The following is a 19,281-nucleotide window of genomic DNA, read 5'->3' as shown; positions in this document are numbered from 1 at the left end:
ACCGATGGCCCACCGCAACAAAACGCCAGCAGCCGGAAGGTTACCGGCCGTAGACAAATGGCCGTAGCCGCACCACCCTTATGCCGCATCCTCCCGCAGGGTGAGACACCCGATTGGGTGAATAACAGTGGGGCGCCCCCGGCGGATACCCGCCGGAGACGCCCCTGAACCTGCACAGATCGATCTTCCGGCCCCCTAGTGGCGGCCCGCCCCGATCGGCTGACGGTCATTCCCCGGCCGGGCACCCTGGGCCGCGTCCACCTTGACCACGTTCGCCCGGTTCCCCGCGGCGTTGTGGTGCTCGATGGCGAGCAGCCCGAGCGCGTTGTCGGCCGCGGCCGACGCCGCGTTCCGGGTGACGACCAGCGCCGTGCCCGGCTTGGCGACGTAGCCCAGCGCGGCGTCGCCGCCGCCCTGGACCGCGTAGCCCGGCGCGAGCGCGTCGAACGACAGCGGCGTGCCGACGTAGTCGATCAGCCCGTTCGTCGTGCCCGGAGCGACGTAGAAGCCGCTGACGCCCACCGTGTAGGAGATGCGGTGGGTGTCGGCGGTCGCGTCGATGCCCAGCGCGGCCAGCGAAACCGGCAACGTGATCACGTTGGTGTCGAACACGTTGGTGTCGACGTCGCCGAGCTGCCCGTTGACGGCCTGGATGTCGACGGTCGGGAAGCCCGGGGTCAGCGCGACCGTGACCGCGATCAGGACGTCGGTCGCCGTCGCCTTGGTCACGTAGGTCTCGAAGTCCGGCGCGCCGTCCCCGGTGGTGTCGATGTCGACGAACGGCGACGTGTTGCTGCCGATGTTCGCCCAGTCGCTCCAGGTGGACAGGCCGAACGCGAGGATCGCGTTCTCCGGCTCACCCTGCGCCTTCGCCAGCGGAGCGGTGGAAGCCGCGCCGATGTAGCGGAGGTCGCCGCCCTTGGCGGTCCGGTTCACCGTGCAGTCGGTGACCACGTCCGCGTCGCACTCGGGCAGCTGCGGGGACTCCGCCTGCAGCTCGAGCACGCTGATCAGCGAGCGGTAGCGCTGCGCGCCGGTGCCCTGGTCGACGCCCTTGCCGCTCAGGTTCAGCACGGCCTGGGTGGCGTCGGGGGCGAACTTGACCGACGCCGGGGTCGAGATCGCCGAGACCGGCTTCGGCGCCGCGTAGACCGAGACCCGCAGCGGCACCTTGGCCCCGCTCTTCGGGGTGAAGGCGACGCGGCCGGAGGCGTCCGCGACGAACTGGCGGGCGAGCCCGGCCTGGACGGCCTGCATGGTCGGGTCCATGACCTTGCGCAGGGCCTTCGGGTCGGTGATCTTCAGCGTCACCTTGACTTTGGCGGTGCCGCGCGGCGAGAGCTTCACCGTCGGCGTGTCCACTGTGTACTCGACGCCAGGCAGTGCGTCGACCGCCTGGTAGGCCACCGAGTACTCGGCCGCCGTGATGCCCTTGTTGACCAGCTTGATCGTCTTCGACAACGTCACCGGGCCACCGGCTTCGACCGTCCCGAAGCTGACGCTGACCGCGCCCGGGTCGTCCTGGACGTAGGCGAGCACCTGGTTGTCCAGCGCCGCCTTGGCGTCGATCCGGCCGCTGCCGACGCGCTGCGGCGCGAAGGTGTGGCCGGCGCCGTCGGTGACGTCGTGGCCGGCGGTGTCGATGACCGAGGCCTTGACCTCCTCGACCGACCAGTCCGGGTGGGACTGGCGGACCAGCGCCGTGATGCCCGTGGTGTGCGGGGCCGCCATCGACGTGCCGGACAGCACGGTCCGGCCGTTGCCGCTGCCGCGGAACGCCGAGGTGATCGTGTCACCGGGGGCGGCCACGTCCGGCTTGAGCGCCGGGCCGCGAGTACCGCGCGAGGTGAACGAGCTCGGGGTGTCGACGATCTTCTTGTCGTACGTCTGGATCGACGCGCGACCGGTGCCGTAGAGGCGCACCTGCAGCGTGCCCGCGGTCAGCGACGCGCGCAGCGGCGCGGTCGCGGAGCCGGTGAACTGGAACATCGGGATCGCCGCGTTGCCCGCGATGCCCGCGCTGAAGTGCTCCAAAGTGGACGACAGGAGCGCGCCCTTGGCTCCCGCGGCCTGGGCGTTGTTCGCCCGGACGGCCGAACCGCACGCGCGGGTCGAGTCGTTGTCGTCCCACTCCAGCCAGACGAACTTGCCGGCCGCCTTCGCCTTGTCCGCCGCGGAGTACGCCGCGCAGCCCGCGTTGTTCGCCGCGGACAGCGCGACGACCGGAGCGGTCAGGTTGAGCGTGTCGTAGCCGGCGTAGCTCTGGCTGTACTGGCCGGTCTTCTGGCCCTTGGCCACGGCGGGCGCGGTGACCTCGGCGGCGTCGCGCAGGACGCCCGCGTCCCGCGTGCTGGCCACGGTCAGCGCCTCGGGCGTGTTGCCCGGCGAGCCGGCGATGTCGTTGATGTCCCCGCCGTTGCCCGCGGAGATCACCGGGAGGACGTTGTTCGCGGCGAGCTTGCGCACGAACAGCGAGTCCGGGTCGTCCGGCGCGCCGAAGTCGGAGCCCAGCGACAGGTTGACGATGTCGAGGTGGTCGGTGAAGTCGCCGTCGCCGTCCGGGTCGAGCGCCCAGTCGAGCGCCTGCGAGGTGACGTTCGTCGAGCCCGCGCAGCCGAACACCTTGATGGCGTAGAGGAGCGACTTCGGCGCCGTGCCCGGGCCGATCTGCATCGCGTCGACCTTCTTGGCGTCGAGCTTCTTGTAGTCGCCCTTGAAGGTCTTGCCGTCGGCGGTGACGCCGAAGCCGCCGATGGTGCCGGCGACGTGCGTGCCGTGCTCACCGCAGGCCAGCGGGTTCGGGTCCGGCGCCGGGGTGGTCTTGCCGGGCGTCGCGGCGTCGTAGTCGTTGCCGACGAGGTCGGTGCCGCCGACGACCTTGGCGCTCGGGAACAGCGGGGTCGGCTTGGTGCTGTCGACGCTCTTGTAGGCCGCCGGCGTGCCGGGGCCGCCGAAGTCGGCGTGGGTGTAGTCGATGCCGTCGTCGATGACGCCGACGCGGACGCCGTCGCCGAACTTGCCGGTCTGCTGCCACGCGGCGAGCGTGTTGGTCAGCTGCTCGGCGCTGGCGTTGGTCCGGGTCTTCGGCACGACGGTCCGCACCGAAATGACGTCGGCGCGCTTCGCGACGTCACGCAGCTTCGCGGCGTCGGCGGTGACGACGACGCCGGGGACGGCGTTGGCCGTCTGGGTGACGGTCTGGGGCTGGGCGCCGGCGGTGCGCAGCTGGCCGAGCACGGAGCTCACGGCGGCGGCGGTGTCGTCCTTGGCCGCGCGGGCCGCCCGCTTGGCGGACTCCTTGCCCTGGGGCTGCGCGGCGGTGAACGCGTCGACGGCGGGCTTCTTGGCCAGCTCGACGAACGCGGTGACGCGGCCCTGCGCGGCGGCCAGGCGCGGCTCGACCTTGCCCTGCAGCTTGGCGTCGTCGATCTTCGCCGGCGAGACGCCGTCGGCGAGCGGAGCGTCGGCCGCGCTCGCGACGGGCGCCCCGAGCGCGGCGGCCAGCACGACGGCGAAGGCCGCCGTCGTGGCGCGCGCGGGTAAGCGGGATCTGCTCATGAGTGGGCCCCTTACTCGAGGTCTGGACCCGAACCTGCCTGCCGCTCCTGGCACCCCCGACGGTGAAGCACGGCAACCGCGCCGTGCCCTCGACGACGCGTGGTTCAACCTCGCGGGGAGAACCTAATGCCCCAAAACACCTACTTAGGTAGGCAAAGAAGTCCGTTATGTGAATGTGATTGCCGATACTCTCGTCAGCCATGCACCGCTACGAGCCCCGGAACGACCTCGCGTTCAGTCTGCTGCGCAACGGTCCGGTGACACTGTTCTGGCGGCCGCGGCTGCTGACCGAGACGACGGATTGGCTGGCGGAGCACGGCTACCAGGTCACCCGGCTGAGCGCGCACGAGTGGACGGCCGATCACGACATGCACACCGCCGTCGCCGCGGCGCTCGACTTCCCGGATTACTACGGGCAGAACCTCGACGCGCTCAACGACTGCCTGCGTGACGTCATCGCCCGCGACTACGGGTGGTCGCCGGACTCGGCCGGGCTCGCGATCGTGTTCACCGGCTACGACGCGTACGCCGCGCGCAGTCCGCGGTCGGCCCAGATCGTGCTGGACCTCCTGGCGAGCCACTCACGGGTCGCGATGCTGTTCGGCCGTCCGCTCGTCGTCCTGGTGCAGAGCAACGATCCGGACATCCTCTTCGCACCGGTCGGCGCTTCGTCCGTGAGCTGGAACCGCGCCGAGTGGCTGAACGCGAACCGAGGGCCCGGAAACGCCTGAAGGCCCCCTCGCCGAATGCGGCGAGGGGGCCTTCAGGCCCGGAGACGTCAGCTGAAGTCGACGGCGCGGATCGTGTGCGCGCCCACCGCGGCGCCGATCGGCTCCAGCAGGTGCGCGTCGATGTGGCGGTCGACGCGCAGCAGCATCACGGCGTCGGAGCCGTCGGTGGTCTGGCTGATCTGCGCGGCCTCGATGTTGATGCCGGCTTCGCCGAGCAGCGTGCCGACGCGGCCCATCACGCCCGGGCGGTCCGGGTACTCGACCAGCAGCACGGTGCCCTCGGCGCGCAGGTCGAACCCACGGCCGTTGACCTCGACGAGCTTCTCGGCCTCGTCCTTGCCGGTGACCGAGCCGGACACCGTCAGCGTCGCGCCGTCGGCGTGCACCGCGCGCAGGGTGACCAGGTTGCGGAACTTGGGGCTCTCCGACTCCGTGGTCAGCTGCACCTGGACGCCGAGCTTCTCGGCCAGCTGCGGCGCGTTGACGAACGTGACCTGGTCCTCGACCACGCCGGTGAACACCCCGCGCAGCGCGGCCAGCTGCAGCACGCCGGTGTCTTCGTTGGACAGCTCGCCCTTGACGACGACCTCGACCGACGTCGGCGCCTTCGGGTTGAGCGCGGTGAGCAGCGTGCCCAGCTTCTGCACCAGCGACAGGTACGGGCGGACGTGCTCGCCGACCGTGCCGCCGCCGGAGACGTTCACCGCGTCCGGCACGAAGTCGCCGCGCAGGGCCAGCAGCGTCGACTTCGCGACGTCGGTGCCCGCGCGGTCCTGCGCCTCGGCCGTGGACGCGCCCAGGTGCGGGGTGACGACGACGTTCTCCAGCTCGAACAGCGGGCTGGACGTGGTCGGCTCGGTGACGAAGACGTCGACGCCGGCGCCGCCGACGTGGCCCGAGCGCAGCGCGTCGGCCAGGTCCTGCTCGACGATCAGCCCGCCGCGGGCGGCGTTCACGATGATGACGCCCGGCTTGGTCTTCTTCAGCGCGGCGGCGTCGATGAGGCCCTTGGTCTCCGGGGTCTTCGGCAGGTGGATGGAGATCGCGTCGGCGCGGGTCAGCAGCTCGTCGAGGGTGACGAGCTCGATGCCCAGCTGCGCGGCGCGGGCGGCCGAGACGTAGGGGTCGTACGCGATGAGCTTGGCGTCGAACGCGGCGAGGCGCTGCGCGAACAGCTGGCCGATCTTGCCGAGGCCGACCACGCCGACGATCTTGCCCTGCAGCTCGACACCGGAGAACGAGCTGCGCTTCCACTCGCCGCCGCGCAGGCTCTGGTCGGCGGCCGGGATGCGGCGCGCGACGGCCAGCAGCAGCGCCACGGCGTGCTCGGCGGCGGAGACGATGTTGGACGTCGGGGCGTTCACGACGAGGACACCGCGCTCGGTGGCGGCGGGCACCTCGACGTTGTCCAGGCCGACCCCGGCCCGGGCGACGACCTTGAGCTGGGACGTGGCGGCGAAGACCTCGGCGTCGACCTTGGTCGCGGACCGGACCAGGAGCGCGTCGGCGCTCTTCACCGCCTCCAGCAGCGCGGATCGGTCCGTGCCGTCGACGTGCCGGACCTCCACCTCGTCACCGAACACACTCAGCACGGAGGGGGCGAGCTTCTCCGCGATGAGGACGACGGGTTTGCTGGGCTTGCTCACGATGCGGCTCCCACTATCTGGTCATTTCCAGGACGCTCTGTGTCGACAGACGGTCTCAGCACGTCGTTGTGCGCCAGTCGAGCCGGAGTTTAACGCGCAGGAGCGCGTCCTGGCTTCCCACGGTGTTAACTCGCTCGTAATCCCTCGAAAACAAGGGCCAGCAGGCGCTGCATGCCCGCGTCGCCCGGCAGGTGCGGCCCCGCCCAGGATGCCGCGTGCAGCAACAGAAGCAGTTCGTGCGTGGTGACGTCCGCGCGCAGCTCCCCCGCCACCTTCGCGCGTTCCACCAACTGGGACGCCGCGTCCCGCATGGCGTGACACGAAGCGTACAAGCGGGACGTCTCGTCGTTGAGCGCGTCGGCGGTCAGCTCGGCCAGGCCCCGGAAGGTGCCGGTGGTGTCGCCGAGCCCGAGCAGCCACGCCTGCAGCGCGTCGAGGGGCGCCGGGTCGGTGAGCAGCTCGCGGGCCCGCTCGGCCTGGCCGTCGAACCGGGCCCGCAGGAGGGTCTCGAGCAGGGCGTCCCGGGTCGGGAAGTGCCGGTAGAGCGTGCCGATGCCGACGCCGGCCCGGCGGGCGATGTCCTCCAGCGACGCCTCGACGCCGTGTTCGGCGAAGGCGCGCTGCGCCTCCTCCAGGAGGCGTTCGTAGTTGCGGCGGGCGTCCGCGCGCATCGGCTTGACTTCGGTCATCGCCCTTCCGAGCTTACCGGGTAGCCAATCGGAGGCTGCCTCCGTATATTAACCGGAGGCAGCCTCATATTACTGGAGGGACGAGGATGACCCTGATCGAAGAAACCCGGGCCCGGCTCGGCGCCATCGGCGCCTGGCTGCCGAGTGCCCCGCTGGCCCCGCCGCCGGACGTCGAGCGCGCGGCCACCCGCCGGCTCGCCGAGCTCGGCTACCGCTCGGTCTGGAGCGGCGAAGGCCCCGGCTCGCGCGAGGTGTTCGCCCACTTCGGCGACCTGCTCGCGTCGGTGCCGGACGTCGTGCTCGGCACCGGCATCGCCAACCTCTGGGCCCGGCCGGGGGTGACCGCCGAGAAGGGCGGCGCCACGCTCGCCCAAGCCCACCCCGGCCGGTTCGTGCTCGGCGTCGGCGTCGGGCACGCGTTCCAGGCAGCGAAGGCCGGGGAGGCGTACCGGCCGCTCGACCGGATGCGCGCCTACCTGTCCGAAATGGACACCATCGCCGCGGAAAACCCTTCCCCGGTGGCGTTTCCGCGCGTGCTGGCCGCCGTCGGGCCGAAGATGCTGGCGCTGTCGCGCGACCACGCCGACGGCGCGCACCCGTTCGCCCAGCCCATCAGCCACACGCCGTACGCCCGGGAGATCCTCGGGCCGGACAAGCTGCTGATCCCGCAGCAGACGGTGCTGCTCGGCACCCGCGAGGACGCCCGCGAAAGCGTCCGGAAGCGGGTGGCGCTCTCGCGCGAGCACCACATCGAGGCCTACCTCGCGGGCTGGAAACGGCTCGGCTACACCGAAGCCGACATCGACGGCCCGAGCGACCGGTTCGTCGACGACCTCGTCCTGTGGGGTGACGCGGGAACCATCGCGAAACGCCTGGACGAGCTGCTCGACGCGGGCGCGGACCACGTGCTGCTGACGCCGTCCGCGGCCACGTTCGACTCCACTGTGGACATCCTGGCCGAGCTGGCACCGGCGGTGGTCCGGTGAGCGTCGGGATCTGGCAGTTCTTCGAGGACGCCCCGATCGGCGAGCTGCGGGAAACCGCCGCCGAGGTCGAAGAGCTGGGCTTCGACACGCTCTGGTTCGGCGAGTACGCCGGGCGGGAGGCGTTCACCCAGGCCGCGCTGATCCTGGCGGCGACCTCGCACCTCACCGTGGCCACCGGGATCGCCCGCTTCGACCGGCGGGCGCCGATCACGGCGGAGGCGGCGACGCGGGCGCTGGGCGAGGCCTACCCCGGCCGGTTCACCGTCGGGCTCGGCGGCCACTTCCCCGGCGCGCGCCCGATTTCGGCGATGCGCGAGTACCTGGCCGGGATGGACGCGGCCGAGCTGCCGGGACTGCCACCGCCGGCACCCCGCCCGCGCCGGCTGCTCGCGGCGCTCGGCCCGCGCGCTCTCGACCTGGCGGCCGAGCGGGCGGACGGCGCCCACCCGTACTTCGTCCCGCCGGAGCACACGGCGGTGGCGCGGGAACGCCTCGGCCCGGGCAAGTACCTGGCCGTCGAGCAGGCGGTGGTGCTGGACGCGTCTCCCGAGGCGGCCCGCGAAGCGGCCCGGGAGCACGTCGGCACGTACGTGAAGCTCGCCCCGCACCACCAGGCGAACCTCCGCCGGCTCGGCTTCACCGACGAGGACCTGGCCGACGGCGGCAGCGACCGCCTGGTCCAAGCCCTGGTCGCCTTCGGCGGCGAGCAGCGGGTGACCGACCGGATCCGGGCCCACCTCGACGCCGGCGCCGACCACGTCTGCGTCCAGGTCCTGGCCCGCACCAAGGACTCCTACCGCCAGCTGTCCACACTCGTCCCCTGACCGGCCCCGGATCTCGCGTGACCAGAACCGGAACTCGCGTGATCAGGGCCGTAACTCACGAGTGCCGGGCTCAATCACGCGAGTTCCGGCTTCGATCACGCGAGTTCCGGGCTCGATCACGTGAGATCCGCCGGGAGTCACGTGAGGCCCTGACCGGGGTACGCTGGCGGGACGCGGTGAGGGCCGCGTCCCGTCCGCGGAAAGGGCCGAGCCCACCCCCGCAGCACCGCACCACCAGCTCCGCACCTTCTTTCCTGCCCGGTGCCGGCGGACCACGGGCGCCCGAGGAAAGGAGGCACCATGGGCACGTTGCCCGCCAAACCCAGCCTGGACCAGCTGCGCAAACGCGCGAAAGACCTCGCGCGCGCCGAAACCGTGAAACTGTCCGAAGCGCAGTTCCGGATCGCGCGCGAGCACGGTTTCCCGAGCTGGCCGAAGCTGCAGGCGTACGTCCGGCGCGTCACCGAGCACGGCGAAACCCTGCAGCACCCGTACCACCAGGACGTCCACTACTACGCCGGGCGCGCGCTCGGTCTGCTCGCGTCCGCGGAAGACGAGACGCCCGGCGCGCGGGAGCCGTTCGACCGCTGGAGCCAGCCGGTCACCCGCGACGGCGCCCGCGTGGTCGTCGCCCGCGAACACGGTTTCGTTTCCTGGAAAGCACTTCACGAGCACGTCAAGTCACTTGTGGACAGTGGCGAGCCGTTCGCCCGGGCGTACCGCGCCGTCGAGGCGCGGGATCCCGACGCGCTGGCGACCCTCCTCGACGGGTTCCCCGGGCTCATCACCGCCCGCGGCACCAACGGCAACGACCTGCTCGGCATGGCCGGCGCGACCGGCGACGAGCGGCTCAGCCGGGTCCTGCTGGACCACGGCGCGGACCCGGCGCGCGGCAACGTCCACGGCTGGACTCCGCTGCACCAGGCCACCTACAGCAACCAGGCGCGGCTCGTCGACCTCCTGCTCGACGCGGGCGCGCCGGTCGCCGTCTCCGCGCGCGGAGACGGCGGCACTCCCCTGGTCGTCGCCTTGTTCTGGGGACACCGCAAGGCGGCGGAGAAGCTGGCGTCCCGGGATCTCGCCCCCGGCAACCTGCGCGTCGCGGCCGGGCTCGGTCACACGGCACTCTTGGACGAACTGCTGAAACCTGACGGGACCCTGGCCCCGGCCGCGGGCGCACACCGCGGCTTCTACCGCCCGCACAGCGGCTTCCCGGCCTGGCGCCCGGGCGACGACCCGGCGGAGGTCCGCGACGAGGCCCTGGCCTGGGCGGCCCGCAACGACCGCGCCGGCGCCCTGCGCACGCTCGTCGCGCGCGGCGCCCGCATCGACGCCGACGTCTACCGCGGCACGGCCCTGACCTGGGCGGCCGCGTCCGGCAAGCTCGCGGCGGTCCGGACGTTGCTGGACCTCGGCGCCGACGTGAACCACGCGGGCACGTTCGGCGGCCCGAACCACGGTGAAGGCGCCACCGCCCTGCACCTGGCGGCGCAGTCCGGGCACCTCGACGTGATCCGGGTGCTCGTCGAGGGCGGCGCCGATATCACCGCGCGGGACGCGCTGTTCGACAGCACGCCGGAGTCCTGGGCCGAGCACTGCGACCAGCCGGCCGCGAAGGAGCTGCTGGCTGCTCTGTAGACAACCGGAGTCTGTAGTCCGTATCGTCCAGGCGGACTACAGACTCCGTTTTGTCTTCTGGGAGGACCTTGTGAACTCACCCCGCGACGTGTTCGCCGCGCTGTCCGACGGCATCGGCGAAGGACGGTTCGGCGAGCTTTCCGCGCTCTACGCCGAGGACACCGTCGTCGAGCACCCCCAGGCCGTGCCGCGGCCGACCCGCATCACCGGCCGCGCGGCCGTCCACGAGCGGTTCGCCGGCCCGCTCGCCGGGATGGTCCGGCTCAAGCCCAAGAACGTCGTCGTCCACGAGACCACGGACCCCGAGGTGATCGTCGCCGAGTACGACTACGACGCCGAGTCGGTCGAGACCGGCAAGACCGACGTCACGGCCAACATCCAGGTCCTGCGGATCCGCGACGGCCTGATCGCCGGATCCCGCGACTACCACGACTACCTGCGGCTCGCCGCGATCCGCGACGGCGTCGGCCAGCTGCCGAAGGCGTACGAGCAGGCGCCGCCGCGGGAGCTCTCGCCGGTCACGCCGGAGAGCGCGGGCAGTGTGTTCGAGCGGCTCGTCCACGGCGTCGCGGGCGCGCGCTGGGACGAGCTGCCGGAGCTGTACGCCGAGGAAACCCATGTCACGCACCCGTTCCTGCCGGGCTCGGGCGTGGTGCGGACGCGCGACGAGCTGCGCGCGCACTTCGAAGCCGGGAAGGCGCTCAACCCCGGCTTTTCGGTCGCGGGCCTGGTCACCCACCAGAGCACGGACCCGGAGGTGCTGATCGGCGAGTTCGCCTACCAGGGCGAGTACGGCGGCCGGCCGGTGCGGATCGCGAACATCTTCGTCCTGCGGATCCGCGACGGCCTGATCGTCGAGTCCCGTGACTACGGCGACCACCTCGCCGTCGCGGGCGACACCGGGACGATCCCCGCGTTGGCCGCCCGCCTGGGTTCCTAGGCGCCGGGGAAGTCGAACTCGCCGTCGCGGACGCCCTTCACGAAGGCGTCCCACTCCGCGGGGGTGAAGACGAGGACCGTGCCGCCGGGGTCCGTCGACTTCCGCATCGCGACGTAGGTGACGTCGTCGGTGTGCGGGATGAACGCGTATTCGGCGACCTCGTCGAGCGCGGCGCCCTCGGGCTCGGCCCGGATCCACTCGGCCTCGGTGAAGTCCAGGTGGTGCCGGATGTGCGCCTTGTCGTCGGCCGGCTGCTCGCTCATACCACCAGCGTAACCACCCGGGCACCGAACGAAACCGCTCCCCTGCCCCGGAAAGCCGTGAAGGCCCCCTTACCGGCATCTTGCGCCGGCAAGGGGGCCTTCACGGACCTTGCGGAACTCAGGCGGTCTCGGTGATCGGCCGGTCCACCCACGACATCAGGTCGCGCAGCTTCTTGCCGGTCGCCTCGATCGGGTGCTGGTTGCCCTGCTCCTCGAGCTTGGTGAAGTTCGGCCGGCCGGCCTCGTCCTCGGCGACCCATTCGCGGGCGAACGTGCCGTCCTGGATCTCGCCGAGGATCTTCTTCATCTCTTCCTTGACCGCCGGCGAGATGACGCGCGGGCCGCGGGTCAGGTCGCCGTACTCGGCGGTGTCGGAGATCGAGTAGCGCTGGCGCGCGATGCCGCCCTCGTACATCAGGTCGACGATCAGCTTCAGCTCGTGCAGCACCTCGAAGTAGGCGATCTCCGGGGCGTAACCGGCCTCGGTGAGCACCTCGAAACCGGTCTGCACCAGCGCGGACGCGCCACCGCAGAGCACAGCCTGCTCGCCGAAGAGGTCGGTCTCGGTCTCCTCGGTGAAGGTCGTCTTGATGACACCGGCGCGGGCACCGCCGATGGCCGCGGCGTAGGACAGGGCGAGCGCCTGGGCGTTGCCGGTGGCGTCCTGCTCGACCGCGATGAGCGCCGGGACGCCCTTGCCGTCGACGAACTGGCGGCGCACGAGGTGGCCCGGGCCCTTGGGGGCGACCATGGCGACGTCCACGTTGGACGGCGGCTTGATCAGGTCGTAGCGGATGTTGAAGCCGTGCCCGAAGAAGATCGCGTCGCCGTCCTTGAGGTTCGGCGCGATGTCCTGCTCGTAGATGTGGCGCTGCTTCGTGTCCGGCGCCAGGATCATGATCAGGTCGGCTTCGGCCGACGCCTCGGCCGGGGTGAGCACGCGCAGGCCCTGCTCCTCGGCCTTCGCCCGCGACTTGGACCCCTCGGGCAGGCCGATGCGGACGTCGACGCCGGAGTCGCGCAGGCTCAGCGAGTGGGCGTGGCCCTGGCTGCCGTAGCCGATGACAGCGACCTTGCGCCCCTGGATGATCGAGAGGTCGGCGTCGTCGTCGTAGAAGATTTCCACTGCCATGGGGGTTACTGCTTCCTTTCGAGACTTACTTCTTTAACGCGGTGATGTGGCGGTGATGGAACGGGCGCCCCGCCCCACCGCGACCATGCCTGACTGCACCAGCTCGCGGATGCCATACGGCTCCAGCATCCGCAGCAGGGCACCGATCTTGTCGGACGTCCCCGTGGCTTCGACGGTGAGCGCCTCCGGGGAGACGTCCACCACCTTGGCCCGGAAGAGCTGGACGGTTTCAAGGACCTGGCTGCGCACGGTGTTGTCGGCGCGAACCTTCACGAGCAGCAGTTCGCGCTGCACGGCGGTCGACTGCTCCAGCTCGACGATCTTGATCACGTTGACCAGCTTGTTGAGCTGTTTGGTCACCTGTTCGAGCGGTAGCTCTTCGACGGCGACCACGATCGTCATGCGGGACACCTCGGGGTTCTCCGTGGGCCCGACGGCGAGGGACTCGATGTTGAAACCGCGGCGGGAGAACAGGCCCGAGACGCGCGCGAGCACACCCGGCTTGTTCTCGACCAGGACACTCAGCGTGTGGACGCTCATCTCAGCGCTCACCTTCCCCAGCGGCTTCCGCGGCGGCTTCGGTCGTCTCCACCGAAACCTCGTCGTCGTCGAACAGCGGCCGGATGCCCCGGACCGCCATGATCTCGTCGTTTCCGGTGCCGGCCGCGACCATCGGCCACACCTGGGCATCCTTCCCCACGACGAAGTCGATCACGACGGGGCGGTCGTTGATCTCCATCGCGCGGCGGATGGTGGCGTCGACGTCTTCCTTCGTCTCGCAGCGCAGCCCGGCGCAGCCCAGCGCCTCGGCGAGCAGCACGAAGTCCGGGATGCGGTGCTTGTGCGTGCCGAGGTCGGTGTTGGAGTACCGCCCCGAGTAGAAGAGGTTCTGCCACTGCCGGACCATGCCCAGGTTGCCGTTGTTGATGACGGCGACCTTGATCGGCGCGCCCTCGATGGCGCAGGTGGCCAGCTCCTGGTTGGTCATCTGGAAGCAGCCGTCGCCGTCGATCGCCCACACCTGGGTGCCGGGGACGCCGAACTGCGCGCCCATCGCCGCGGGCACCGCGTAGCCCATGGTGCCGAGGCCGCCGGAGTTGATCCAGGTGCGCGGGTTCTCGTACTTGACGAACTGCGCGGCCCACATCTGGTGCTGGCCGACACCGGCGGCGTACACCGCGTCCGGGCCGACGATCTGGCCGATCCGCTCGATGACGTACTGCGGCGACAGCGAGCCGTCGTCCGGCCACTCGTAACCGGCCGGGTAGTTCTTGCGCCAGCCGTCGGCCTGGGTCCACCAGTCGGTGAGGTCGGGCTTGCCGCCGTGGTCGAACTCGGTCTGCACGGCCGTGATCAGCTCGCCGATGATCTCCTTGCAGTCGCCCACGATCGGGACGTCCGCCTTGCGGTTCTTGGAGATCTCGGCCGGGTCGATGTCGGCGTGCACGATGGCGGCGTCCGGCGCGAACGACGAGAGCTGGCCGGTGACGCGGTCGTCGAACCGGGCGCCGAGCGCGATCAGCAGGTCGGCGCGCTGCATCGCGGCGACGGCGGCGACCGTGCCGTGCATGCCCGGCATGCCGAGGTGCTGCGGGTGCGAGTCGGGGAACGCGCCGCGCGCCATCAGCGTGGTGACGACGGGGATGCCGGTCAGCTCGGCGAGCTGCTTCAGCTGCTCGTGCGCCTCCGCCTTGATCACGCCACCGCCGACGTAGAGCACCGGGCGACGCGACTTCGCGACGAGCTTCGCGGCTTCGCGGACCTGCTTGCCGTGCGGGCGCAGCGTCGGGCGGTAACCCGGGAGGCGCAGCTCGGTCGGCCAGGAGAACGAGGTCATCTCCTGCAGCACGTCCTTGGGGATGTCCACCAGGACCGGGCCGGGTCGGCCCGTGGACGCCAGGTGGAACGCCTCGGCGATGGTCCGCGGGATGTCCGCGGGGTCCGTGACGAGGAAGTTGTGCTTGGTGATCGGCATGGTGATGCCGCAGATGTCGGCTTCCTGGAACGCGTCGGTGCCGATCAGCGCCCGGCTCTGCTGGCCGGTGATGGCCACGACCGGGACGGAGTCCATGTTCGCGTCGGCCAGCGGGGTGACCAGGTTCGTCGCGCCGGGGCCGGAGGTGGCCATGCAGACGCCGACCTTGCCGGTGGCCTGCGCGTAGCCGGTGGCCGCGTGGCCCGCACCCTGCTCGTGGCGGACCAGGATGTGGCGGACCTTCGTGGAGTCCAGCAGCGGGTCGTAGGCGGGCAGGATGGTGCCGCCCGGAATCCCGAAGACCACCTCGGCGCCGACGGCCTCGAGCGAGCGCACGAGCGACTGCGCGCCGGTGACGCGCACCGGGGTTCCCGCCGGTGGCGCCGGCTTCGGACGTGCTCCTGGCGCGCCGGGCGCCGGGCCCGGCTTCGTCGGGTTTGTGGCACTGGTCATCGGTTCTGCCTCGTGGGTCTCGGTGTCACTCGTTCGGGTCGGTTTTTGTGCGGTGGGGCCAGGAATTGCTTCCCTCGGGCAACAAAAAACCCTCGCCGACCGTAAGGTCGCACGAGGGTCGCGCGTCGACGCAGCGGAAAGACTTCCCTAAGCGTCGACGCGCTTGGGAAGTACGAGGCCGGTCAGCGGTGTCACGACGCTGACGCTAGTCCGAAGGTCTCTCAAGTGTCAACTCTGCGGGACGGAGAGTCCGCATCGTGGACACCGGCGCGGCGCGTGTCACGTACGCACCGACCCGGTTTCCCGTGCTCGCGCCGGGCGGTGCACCATTTCGGCGTGGCCGAAAAAGAGCAGGACACGGGCCGGAAGGCCGTCTTCCGCATCCCCCGCACGTCGTTCATGGCGATCGCGCTCCTGACGATCTGTGTGACGCCGATCGCCCTCGGGGAGATCCCGTACCTGCAGTGGCTGTACGTCTTCCCGATCGCGCTGGCGGTGTTCGTGATCCGTACCCGCACCGTCGCGACGCGCGAAGGCCTGGCGACGCGCACGATGTTCGGCCACCGCGACGTGCCGTGGTCGGCGTTGAAGGGGCTGGCGATCACCAAGCGATCCCGCGTCCAGGCGGTGCTGACGGACGACACGAAGGTGCCGCTGCCGACCGTGCGGACCCGGCACCTGCCGGTGTTGTCGCTGGTGAGCGAGGGCCTCGTCGCCGACCCGAGCGGGCTGCTCGACAACGAAGACGTCAAGCCGGCCAAGCCCGAGACGTCGCCCAGCGAGTAACCCCCACGGCGGCGCGGCCCCGTGAAGGTCTAAATTGGTAGGACCAGTTTCTGCGGAGCGTCCCGAACCTCCGCCTGGCCCCCATCCGACCTGGGAGTTCGCCGTGCCGCCTCTCCGTTCCCGGACCACCACCCACGGCCGCAACGCGGCGGGCGCGCGCTCGCTCTGGCGCGCCACCGGCATGACCGACAGCGACTTCGGCAAGCCGATCGTGGCGATCGCCAACTCCTACACGCAGTTCGTGCCCGGCCACGTGCACCTCAAGGACCTCGGCGAGATCGTCGCCGGCGCGGTCAAGGAAGCCGGCGGCGTCGCGCGCGAGTTCCACACGATCGCCGTCGACGACGGCATCGCGATGGGCCACTCCGGCATGCTCTACTCGCTGCCCTCGCGCGAGATCATCGCCGACTCCGTCGAGTACATGGTCAACGCGCACCAGGCCGACGCCCTCGTCTGCATCTCCAACTGCGACAAGATCACCCCGGGCATGCTCAACGCCGCGATGCGGCTGAACATCCCGGTCGTGTTCGTCTCCGGTGGCCCGATGGAGGCCGGCAAGGCCGTGGTCGTGGGCGGCGTCGCGCAGGCCCCGACCGACCTGATCACCGCGATCGCCGCGTCGGCCAGCCCCGACGTCGACGAGGACGGCCTCGACATCGTCGAGCGCTCGGCCTGCCCGACCTGCGGTTCGTGCTCCGGCATGTTCACCGCGAACTCGATGAACTGCCTGACCGAGGCGCTGGGCCTGTCGCTGCCGGGCAACGGCTCGACGCTGGCCACGCACGCCGCGCGTCGCGCGCTGTTCGAGGAGGCCGGCCGGACGGTCGTCGAGCTCTGCAAGCGCTGGTACGAGCAGGACGACGACTCGGCCCTGCCGCGGACGATCGCGTCGAAGGCGGCGTTCGAGAACGCGATGGCCCTCGACATGGCGATGGGCGGCTCGACGAACACGGTGCTGCACATCCTCGCCGCCGCCCGCGAGGGCGAGGTCGACTTCACGATCGACGACATCGACGCGATCGGCCGTCGCGTCCCCTGCCTGTCCAAGGTGGCGCCGAACTCCGACTACCACATGGAAGACGTCCACCGCGCGGGCGGAATCCCGGCGATCCTGGGCGAGCTGTACCGCGGCGGGCTGCTCAACACCGAGGTCCGCTCGGTGCACTCGCCCGACATCGAATCCTGGCTTTCCGCCTGGGACATCCGCGCTTCGTCGCCTTCTGACGTTGCGGTGGAACTCTTCCACGCGGCACCGGGCGGAGTCCGCACCACGCAAGCGTTCTCGACGGAGAACCGCTGGTCGTCCTTGGACACGGACGCCGCGGGCGGCTGCATCCGCGACGTCGAGCACGCGTACACGAAGGACGGCGGCCTGGCCATCCTGCGCGGCAACCTCGCCGAGAACGGCGCGGTGATCAAGTCCGCGGGCATCGACGAAGAGCTGTGGCACTTCGAAGGCCCGGCGCGGGTGCTGGAGAGTCAGGAGGAAGCCGTGTCGGCGATCCTCAAGAAGGAGATCCAGCCGGGCGAGGTCCTGGTCATCCGCTACGAAGGCCCCGCGGGCGGCCCGGGCATGCAGGAAATGCTGCACCCGACGGCGTTCCTCAAGGGTTCGGGCCTGGGCAAGAAGTGCGCCCTGATCACGGACGGCCGCTTTTCGGGAGGTTCATCGGGCATCTCGGTGGGCCACATCTCCCCGGAGGCGGCCGCGGGCGGCTTGATCGCGTTGGTCGAAAACGGCGACAGGATCGTCCTGGACGTCCACGAGCGCCGCTTGGAACTCCTGGTGGACGCGGAGATCCTGGCGGAGCGCCGGTCGAAGATGGAGACGGCGGAGAGGCCGTGGCAGCCAAAGGACCGCGAGCGCCCCATCACGGCGGCCCTGCGCGCGTACGCCCGCATGGCAACATCGGCCGACACGGGCGCGGTCCGCGACCCGAACAAGTAAGCCTCTACTTCAGCCGCCGAAGGCCGCCCCCGGTTTTCCGGGGGCGGCATTCGCGCTTTCCCGACCACGGTTTCCCTGGCGGACGGCCTTCGCGCGTTTTCCGGCCATAGTTCCCCCTGGCGGATCCACAGCTGGCCGTCCGAGTCGGAAGTTGTCCACAGCCCTCTATCGGGTCAGCACGATGACCACGACCGAGGCCGCCGCGGCCAGTAGCAGCGAGACCAGCCCGAGCGGCAACGGCCGCCGTCGCCAAGGCGTGTTCCGCTCCAGCGAAATCGGCCCGGCGCCGGTGAACAGCAGGCTCAACGCGCCAAGACCGAGCACCAGCTCCAATTCGAAGCCCTGGCCCTGCCCCTCGAAAAACCCGCCGTGGAACTTCGCGTAGACGGCGTTCGCGGCCACCCCCAGCAACCCCGCCGCGGCCAGCGGCGTGAACAACCCGACGACCACGAGCGCGCCGCCCGCGAGTTCCGTGATGCCGGTGATCCACGACAGCAGCGTCGTCTGCTTGTGGTAGCCGAACGTCTCCAGCATCCGCGCGAACCCGCCGACGCCCGGCCCGCCGAACAGGCCGAACAGGTGCTGCAGGCCGTGCGCCCCCATGGTCACGCCGATCGCCAGCCGCAGGATCAGCAGGCCGAGCCCGAGCCCGCCCTGGCGGGGACCGTCGTCGGCCGGCCCGTCGTCCTCGACACCCGACAGGACGCTGGTGGGCTGCTGCGAGAAGTCGTCTGCACTGGTCACGCGCGAAGGGTAGGGGATCCGCGCGGGCCTGGCGAGGCAGCGCGCCGCGCTCAGTACTCCCCGTGCACCAGGTTGTCCGGCAGCTCGCCCCCGGCGTACCGCGCGATCTCGGCCGCGGCGACGGCGTACGACCGCCCCCGCACGCCGCGCACGGCGCCGCCGATGTGCGGAGTCAGCAGCAGCCCCGGAACGGTCCACAGCGGGTGCCCGGCCAGCGGTGGCTCCGGATCGGTGACGTCGAGCGCGGCCCGCAACCGGCCCGTGGTCAGCTCGGCGACCAGGGCACCGGTGTCCACGACGCTGCCGCGCGCGACGTTGACCAGCACCGCGCCGTCCCGCATCTCGGCGAGGAAGTCCGCGTCGACCATCCCGCGGGTGCGCGAGGTCAGTGGCACCATCAGCACGACGGCGTCGTGCAGGCCGAGCAGCCCGGGCAGCTCCTGCACGCCGTGCACGCCGTCGCGGGCGGTCAACCCGACCATGGTGCAACGCGCGTCGAACGGCTCGAGCCGCCGCCGCAGGTGCTGCCCGAGGTCGCCGGCCCCGATCACGAGGACGCGCTTGCCCTGCAGCGTGTCGGCGGTCTGCCGCGCCCAGCGGCCCTCGCGGCGCGCGTCGGCGAAGACGTCGAGTTTGCGATAAATCGACAACAGCGCGGCGACGACCCACTCGGCGGTGCTGCCGCCGTGCGCGCCGCGGCAGGTGGACAGCAGGACGCCGTCCGGCACGTTGCCGACCCAGTCCTCGGCGCCGGCGGACAGCAGCTGGATCAGCTTCAGGTTCGGCAGCACGCGCCACAGCTCGTCGCCGGCGCGGTGCTTGCCGGGGATGAGCACCTCCGCCTTAGCGGCCTCGGGTGGCACCGGCTCGCCCCACTGGTAGCGCACCGGGAGCACCCGCGGCACCTCGGCCAGCACGGACAGCCCTTCGTCGTCGGGCACCAGCACGGTCAACGTCATGATCGCCAC

The 19,281-nt window shown here is 71.0% G+C and carries 16 protein-coding genes; 7 read left to right on the top strand and 9 right to left on the bottom strand.

Annotated features, from left to right (window positions below):
* Positions 1-195 precede the first annotated feature (195 nt).
* Positions 196-3,558, bottom strand: a complete 3,363-nt coding sequence (locus OHS58_RS46140) for a S8 family peptidase (RefSeq protein ID WP_328646476.1) — start codon at positions 3,556-3,558, stop codon at positions 196-198.
* Positions 3,559-3,758: 200 nt separating this feature from the next.
* Here OHS58_RS46140 and OHS58_RS46135 point away from each other — a divergent pair, with 200 nt between their 5' ends.
* The gene (locus tag OHS58_RS46135; protein WP_326946889.1) at positions 3,759-4,289 is read left to right on the top strand and encodes a barstar family protein; all 531 of its coding nucleotides are present in this window, start codon (positions 3,759-3,761) and stop codon (positions 4,287-4,289) included.
* A 47-nt stretch (positions 4,290-4,336) separates the two neighbouring features.
* Here OHS58_RS46135 and serA read toward each other — a convergent pair whose 3' ends face one another.
* Together serA and OHS58_RS46125 are read right to left on the bottom strand one after the other, a co-directional pair.
* A complete protein-coding gene (gene serA / locus OHS58_RS46130; protein ID WP_326946888.1) occupies positions 4,337-5,935 on the bottom strand; it encodes a phosphoglycerate dehydrogenase in 1,599 nt (532 codons plus the stop codon).
* A 125-nt stretch (positions 5,936-6,060) separates the two neighbouring features.
* Complete coding sequence (locus OHS58_RS46125) at positions 6,061-6,624, bottom strand: TetR/AcrR family transcriptional regulator (protein ID WP_328646475.1); 564 nt, start codon at positions 6,622-6,624, stop codon at positions 6,061-6,063.
* Positions 6,625-6,710: 86 nt separating this feature from the next.
* Between OHS58_RS46125 and OHS58_RS46120 the strand changes: the two genes are divergently transcribed.
* The 4 genes from OHS58_RS46120 to OHS58_RS46105 all read left to right on the top strand — a co-directional run bounded on the left by OHS58_RS46120 (position 6,711) and on the right by OHS58_RS46105 (position 11,012).
* The gene (locus OHS58_RS46120; protein ID WP_328646474.1) at positions 6,711-7,610 is read left to right on the top strand and encodes a TIGR03620 family F420-dependent LLM class oxidoreductase; all 900 of its coding nucleotides are present in this window, start codon (positions 6,711-6,713) and stop codon (positions 7,608-7,610) included.
* Positions 7,607-8,434 carry a TIGR03620 family F420-dependent LLM class oxidoreductase gene (locus tag OHS58_RS46115; protein ID WP_328646473.1) on the top strand — a complete coding sequence of 276 codons (828 nt, stop codon included), beginning with the start codon at positions 7,607-7,609 and terminating at the stop codon, positions 8,432-8,434. The genes OHS58_RS46120 and OHS58_RS46115 overlap by 4 nt, the downstream gene beginning before the upstream one ends.
* A 300-nt stretch (positions 8,435-8,734) precedes the next feature.
* Positions 8,735-10,072, top strand: coding sequence for an ankyrin repeat domain-containing protein (locus OHS58_RS46110; RefSeq protein ID WP_328646472.1), 1,338 nt, complete (start codon positions 8,735-8,737; stop codon positions 10,070-10,072).
* Between the two features lie 70 nt (positions 10,073-10,142).
* The gene (locus OHS58_RS46105; RefSeq protein WP_328646471.1) at positions 10,143-11,012 is read left to right on the top strand and encodes a nuclear transport factor 2 family protein; all 870 of its coding nucleotides are present in this window, start codon (positions 10,143-10,145) and stop codon (positions 11,010-11,012) included.
* Here OHS58_RS46105 and OHS58_RS46100 read toward each other — a convergent pair.
* The 4 genes from OHS58_RS46100 to OHS58_RS46085 form a co-directional block, all read right to left on the bottom strand.
* A complete protein-coding gene (locus tag OHS58_RS46100) occupies positions 11,009-11,275 on the bottom strand; it encodes a DUF397 domain-containing protein (protein ID WP_326955438.1) in 267 nt (88 codons plus the stop codon). The two genes, OHS58_RS46105 and OHS58_RS46100, sit on opposite strands and share 4 nt — an antisense overlap.
* Positions 11,276-11,393: 118 nt before the next feature.
* Entirely contained in the window at positions 11,394-12,407 is a 1,014-nt protein-coding gene (ilvC, locus tag OHS58_RS46095) for a ketol-acid reductoisomerase (RefSeq protein WP_326946881.1), read from the bottom strand.
* A 33-nt stretch (positions 12,408-12,440) separates the two neighbouring features.
* On the bottom strand, positions 12,441-12,947 hold the full coding sequence (gene ilvN, locus OHS58_RS46090; RefSeq protein WP_003080760.1) for an acetolactate synthase small subunit: 507 nt from the start codon (positions 12,945-12,947) through the stop codon (positions 12,441-12,443).
* Between the two features lies 1 nt (position 12,948).
* Complete coding sequence (locus OHS58_RS46085) at positions 12,949-14,745, bottom strand: acetolactate synthase large subunit (protein ID WP_326951805.1); 1,797 nt, start codon at positions 14,743-14,745, stop codon at positions 12,949-12,951.
* A gap of 426 nt (positions 14,746-15,171) precedes the next feature.
* On the opposite strand from OHS58_RS46085, the gene OHS58_RS46080 reads away from it, so the two are divergent.
* Positions 15,172-15,621 carry a PH domain-containing protein gene (locus OHS58_RS46080; RefSeq protein ID WP_328646470.1) on the top strand — a complete coding sequence of 150 codons (450 nt, stop codon included), beginning with the start codon at positions 15,172-15,174 and terminating at the stop codon, positions 15,619-15,621.
* Between the two features lie 103 nt (positions 15,622-15,724).
* Positions 15,725-17,569: a dihydroxy-acid dehydratase gene (gene ilvD / locus OHS58_RS46075; protein WP_328646469.1), complete on the top strand. Its 1,845-nt coding sequence runs from the start codon at positions 15,725-15,727 to the stop codon at positions 17,567-17,569.
* A 165-nt stretch (positions 17,570-17,734) separates the two neighbouring features.
* On the opposite strand, the gene OHS58_RS46070 is transcribed toward ilvD, so the two are convergent.
* Positions 17,735-18,313 carry a DoxX family protein gene (locus tag OHS58_RS46070; protein WP_328646468.1) on the bottom strand — a complete coding sequence of 193 codons (579 nt, stop codon included), beginning with the start codon at positions 18,311-18,313 and terminating at the stop codon, positions 17,735-17,737.
* A 50-nt stretch (positions 18,314-18,363) separates the two neighbouring features.
* A complete protein-coding gene (locus OHS58_RS46065) occupies positions 18,364-19,272 on the bottom strand; it encodes a 2-hydroxyacid dehydrogenase (RefSeq protein ID WP_328646467.1) in 909 nt (302 codons plus the stop codon).
* Between the last annotated feature and the right edge of the window lie 9 nt (positions 19,273-19,281).

The sequence above is a fragment of the Amycolatopsis sp. NBC_00348 genome, from assembly GCF_036114655.1.
Taxonomy (GTDB): Bacteria; Actinomycetota; Actinomycetes; order Mycobacteriales; family Pseudonocardiaceae; genus Amycolatopsis.
This window is presented reverse-complemented; position numbering and strand designations above follow the sequence as displayed.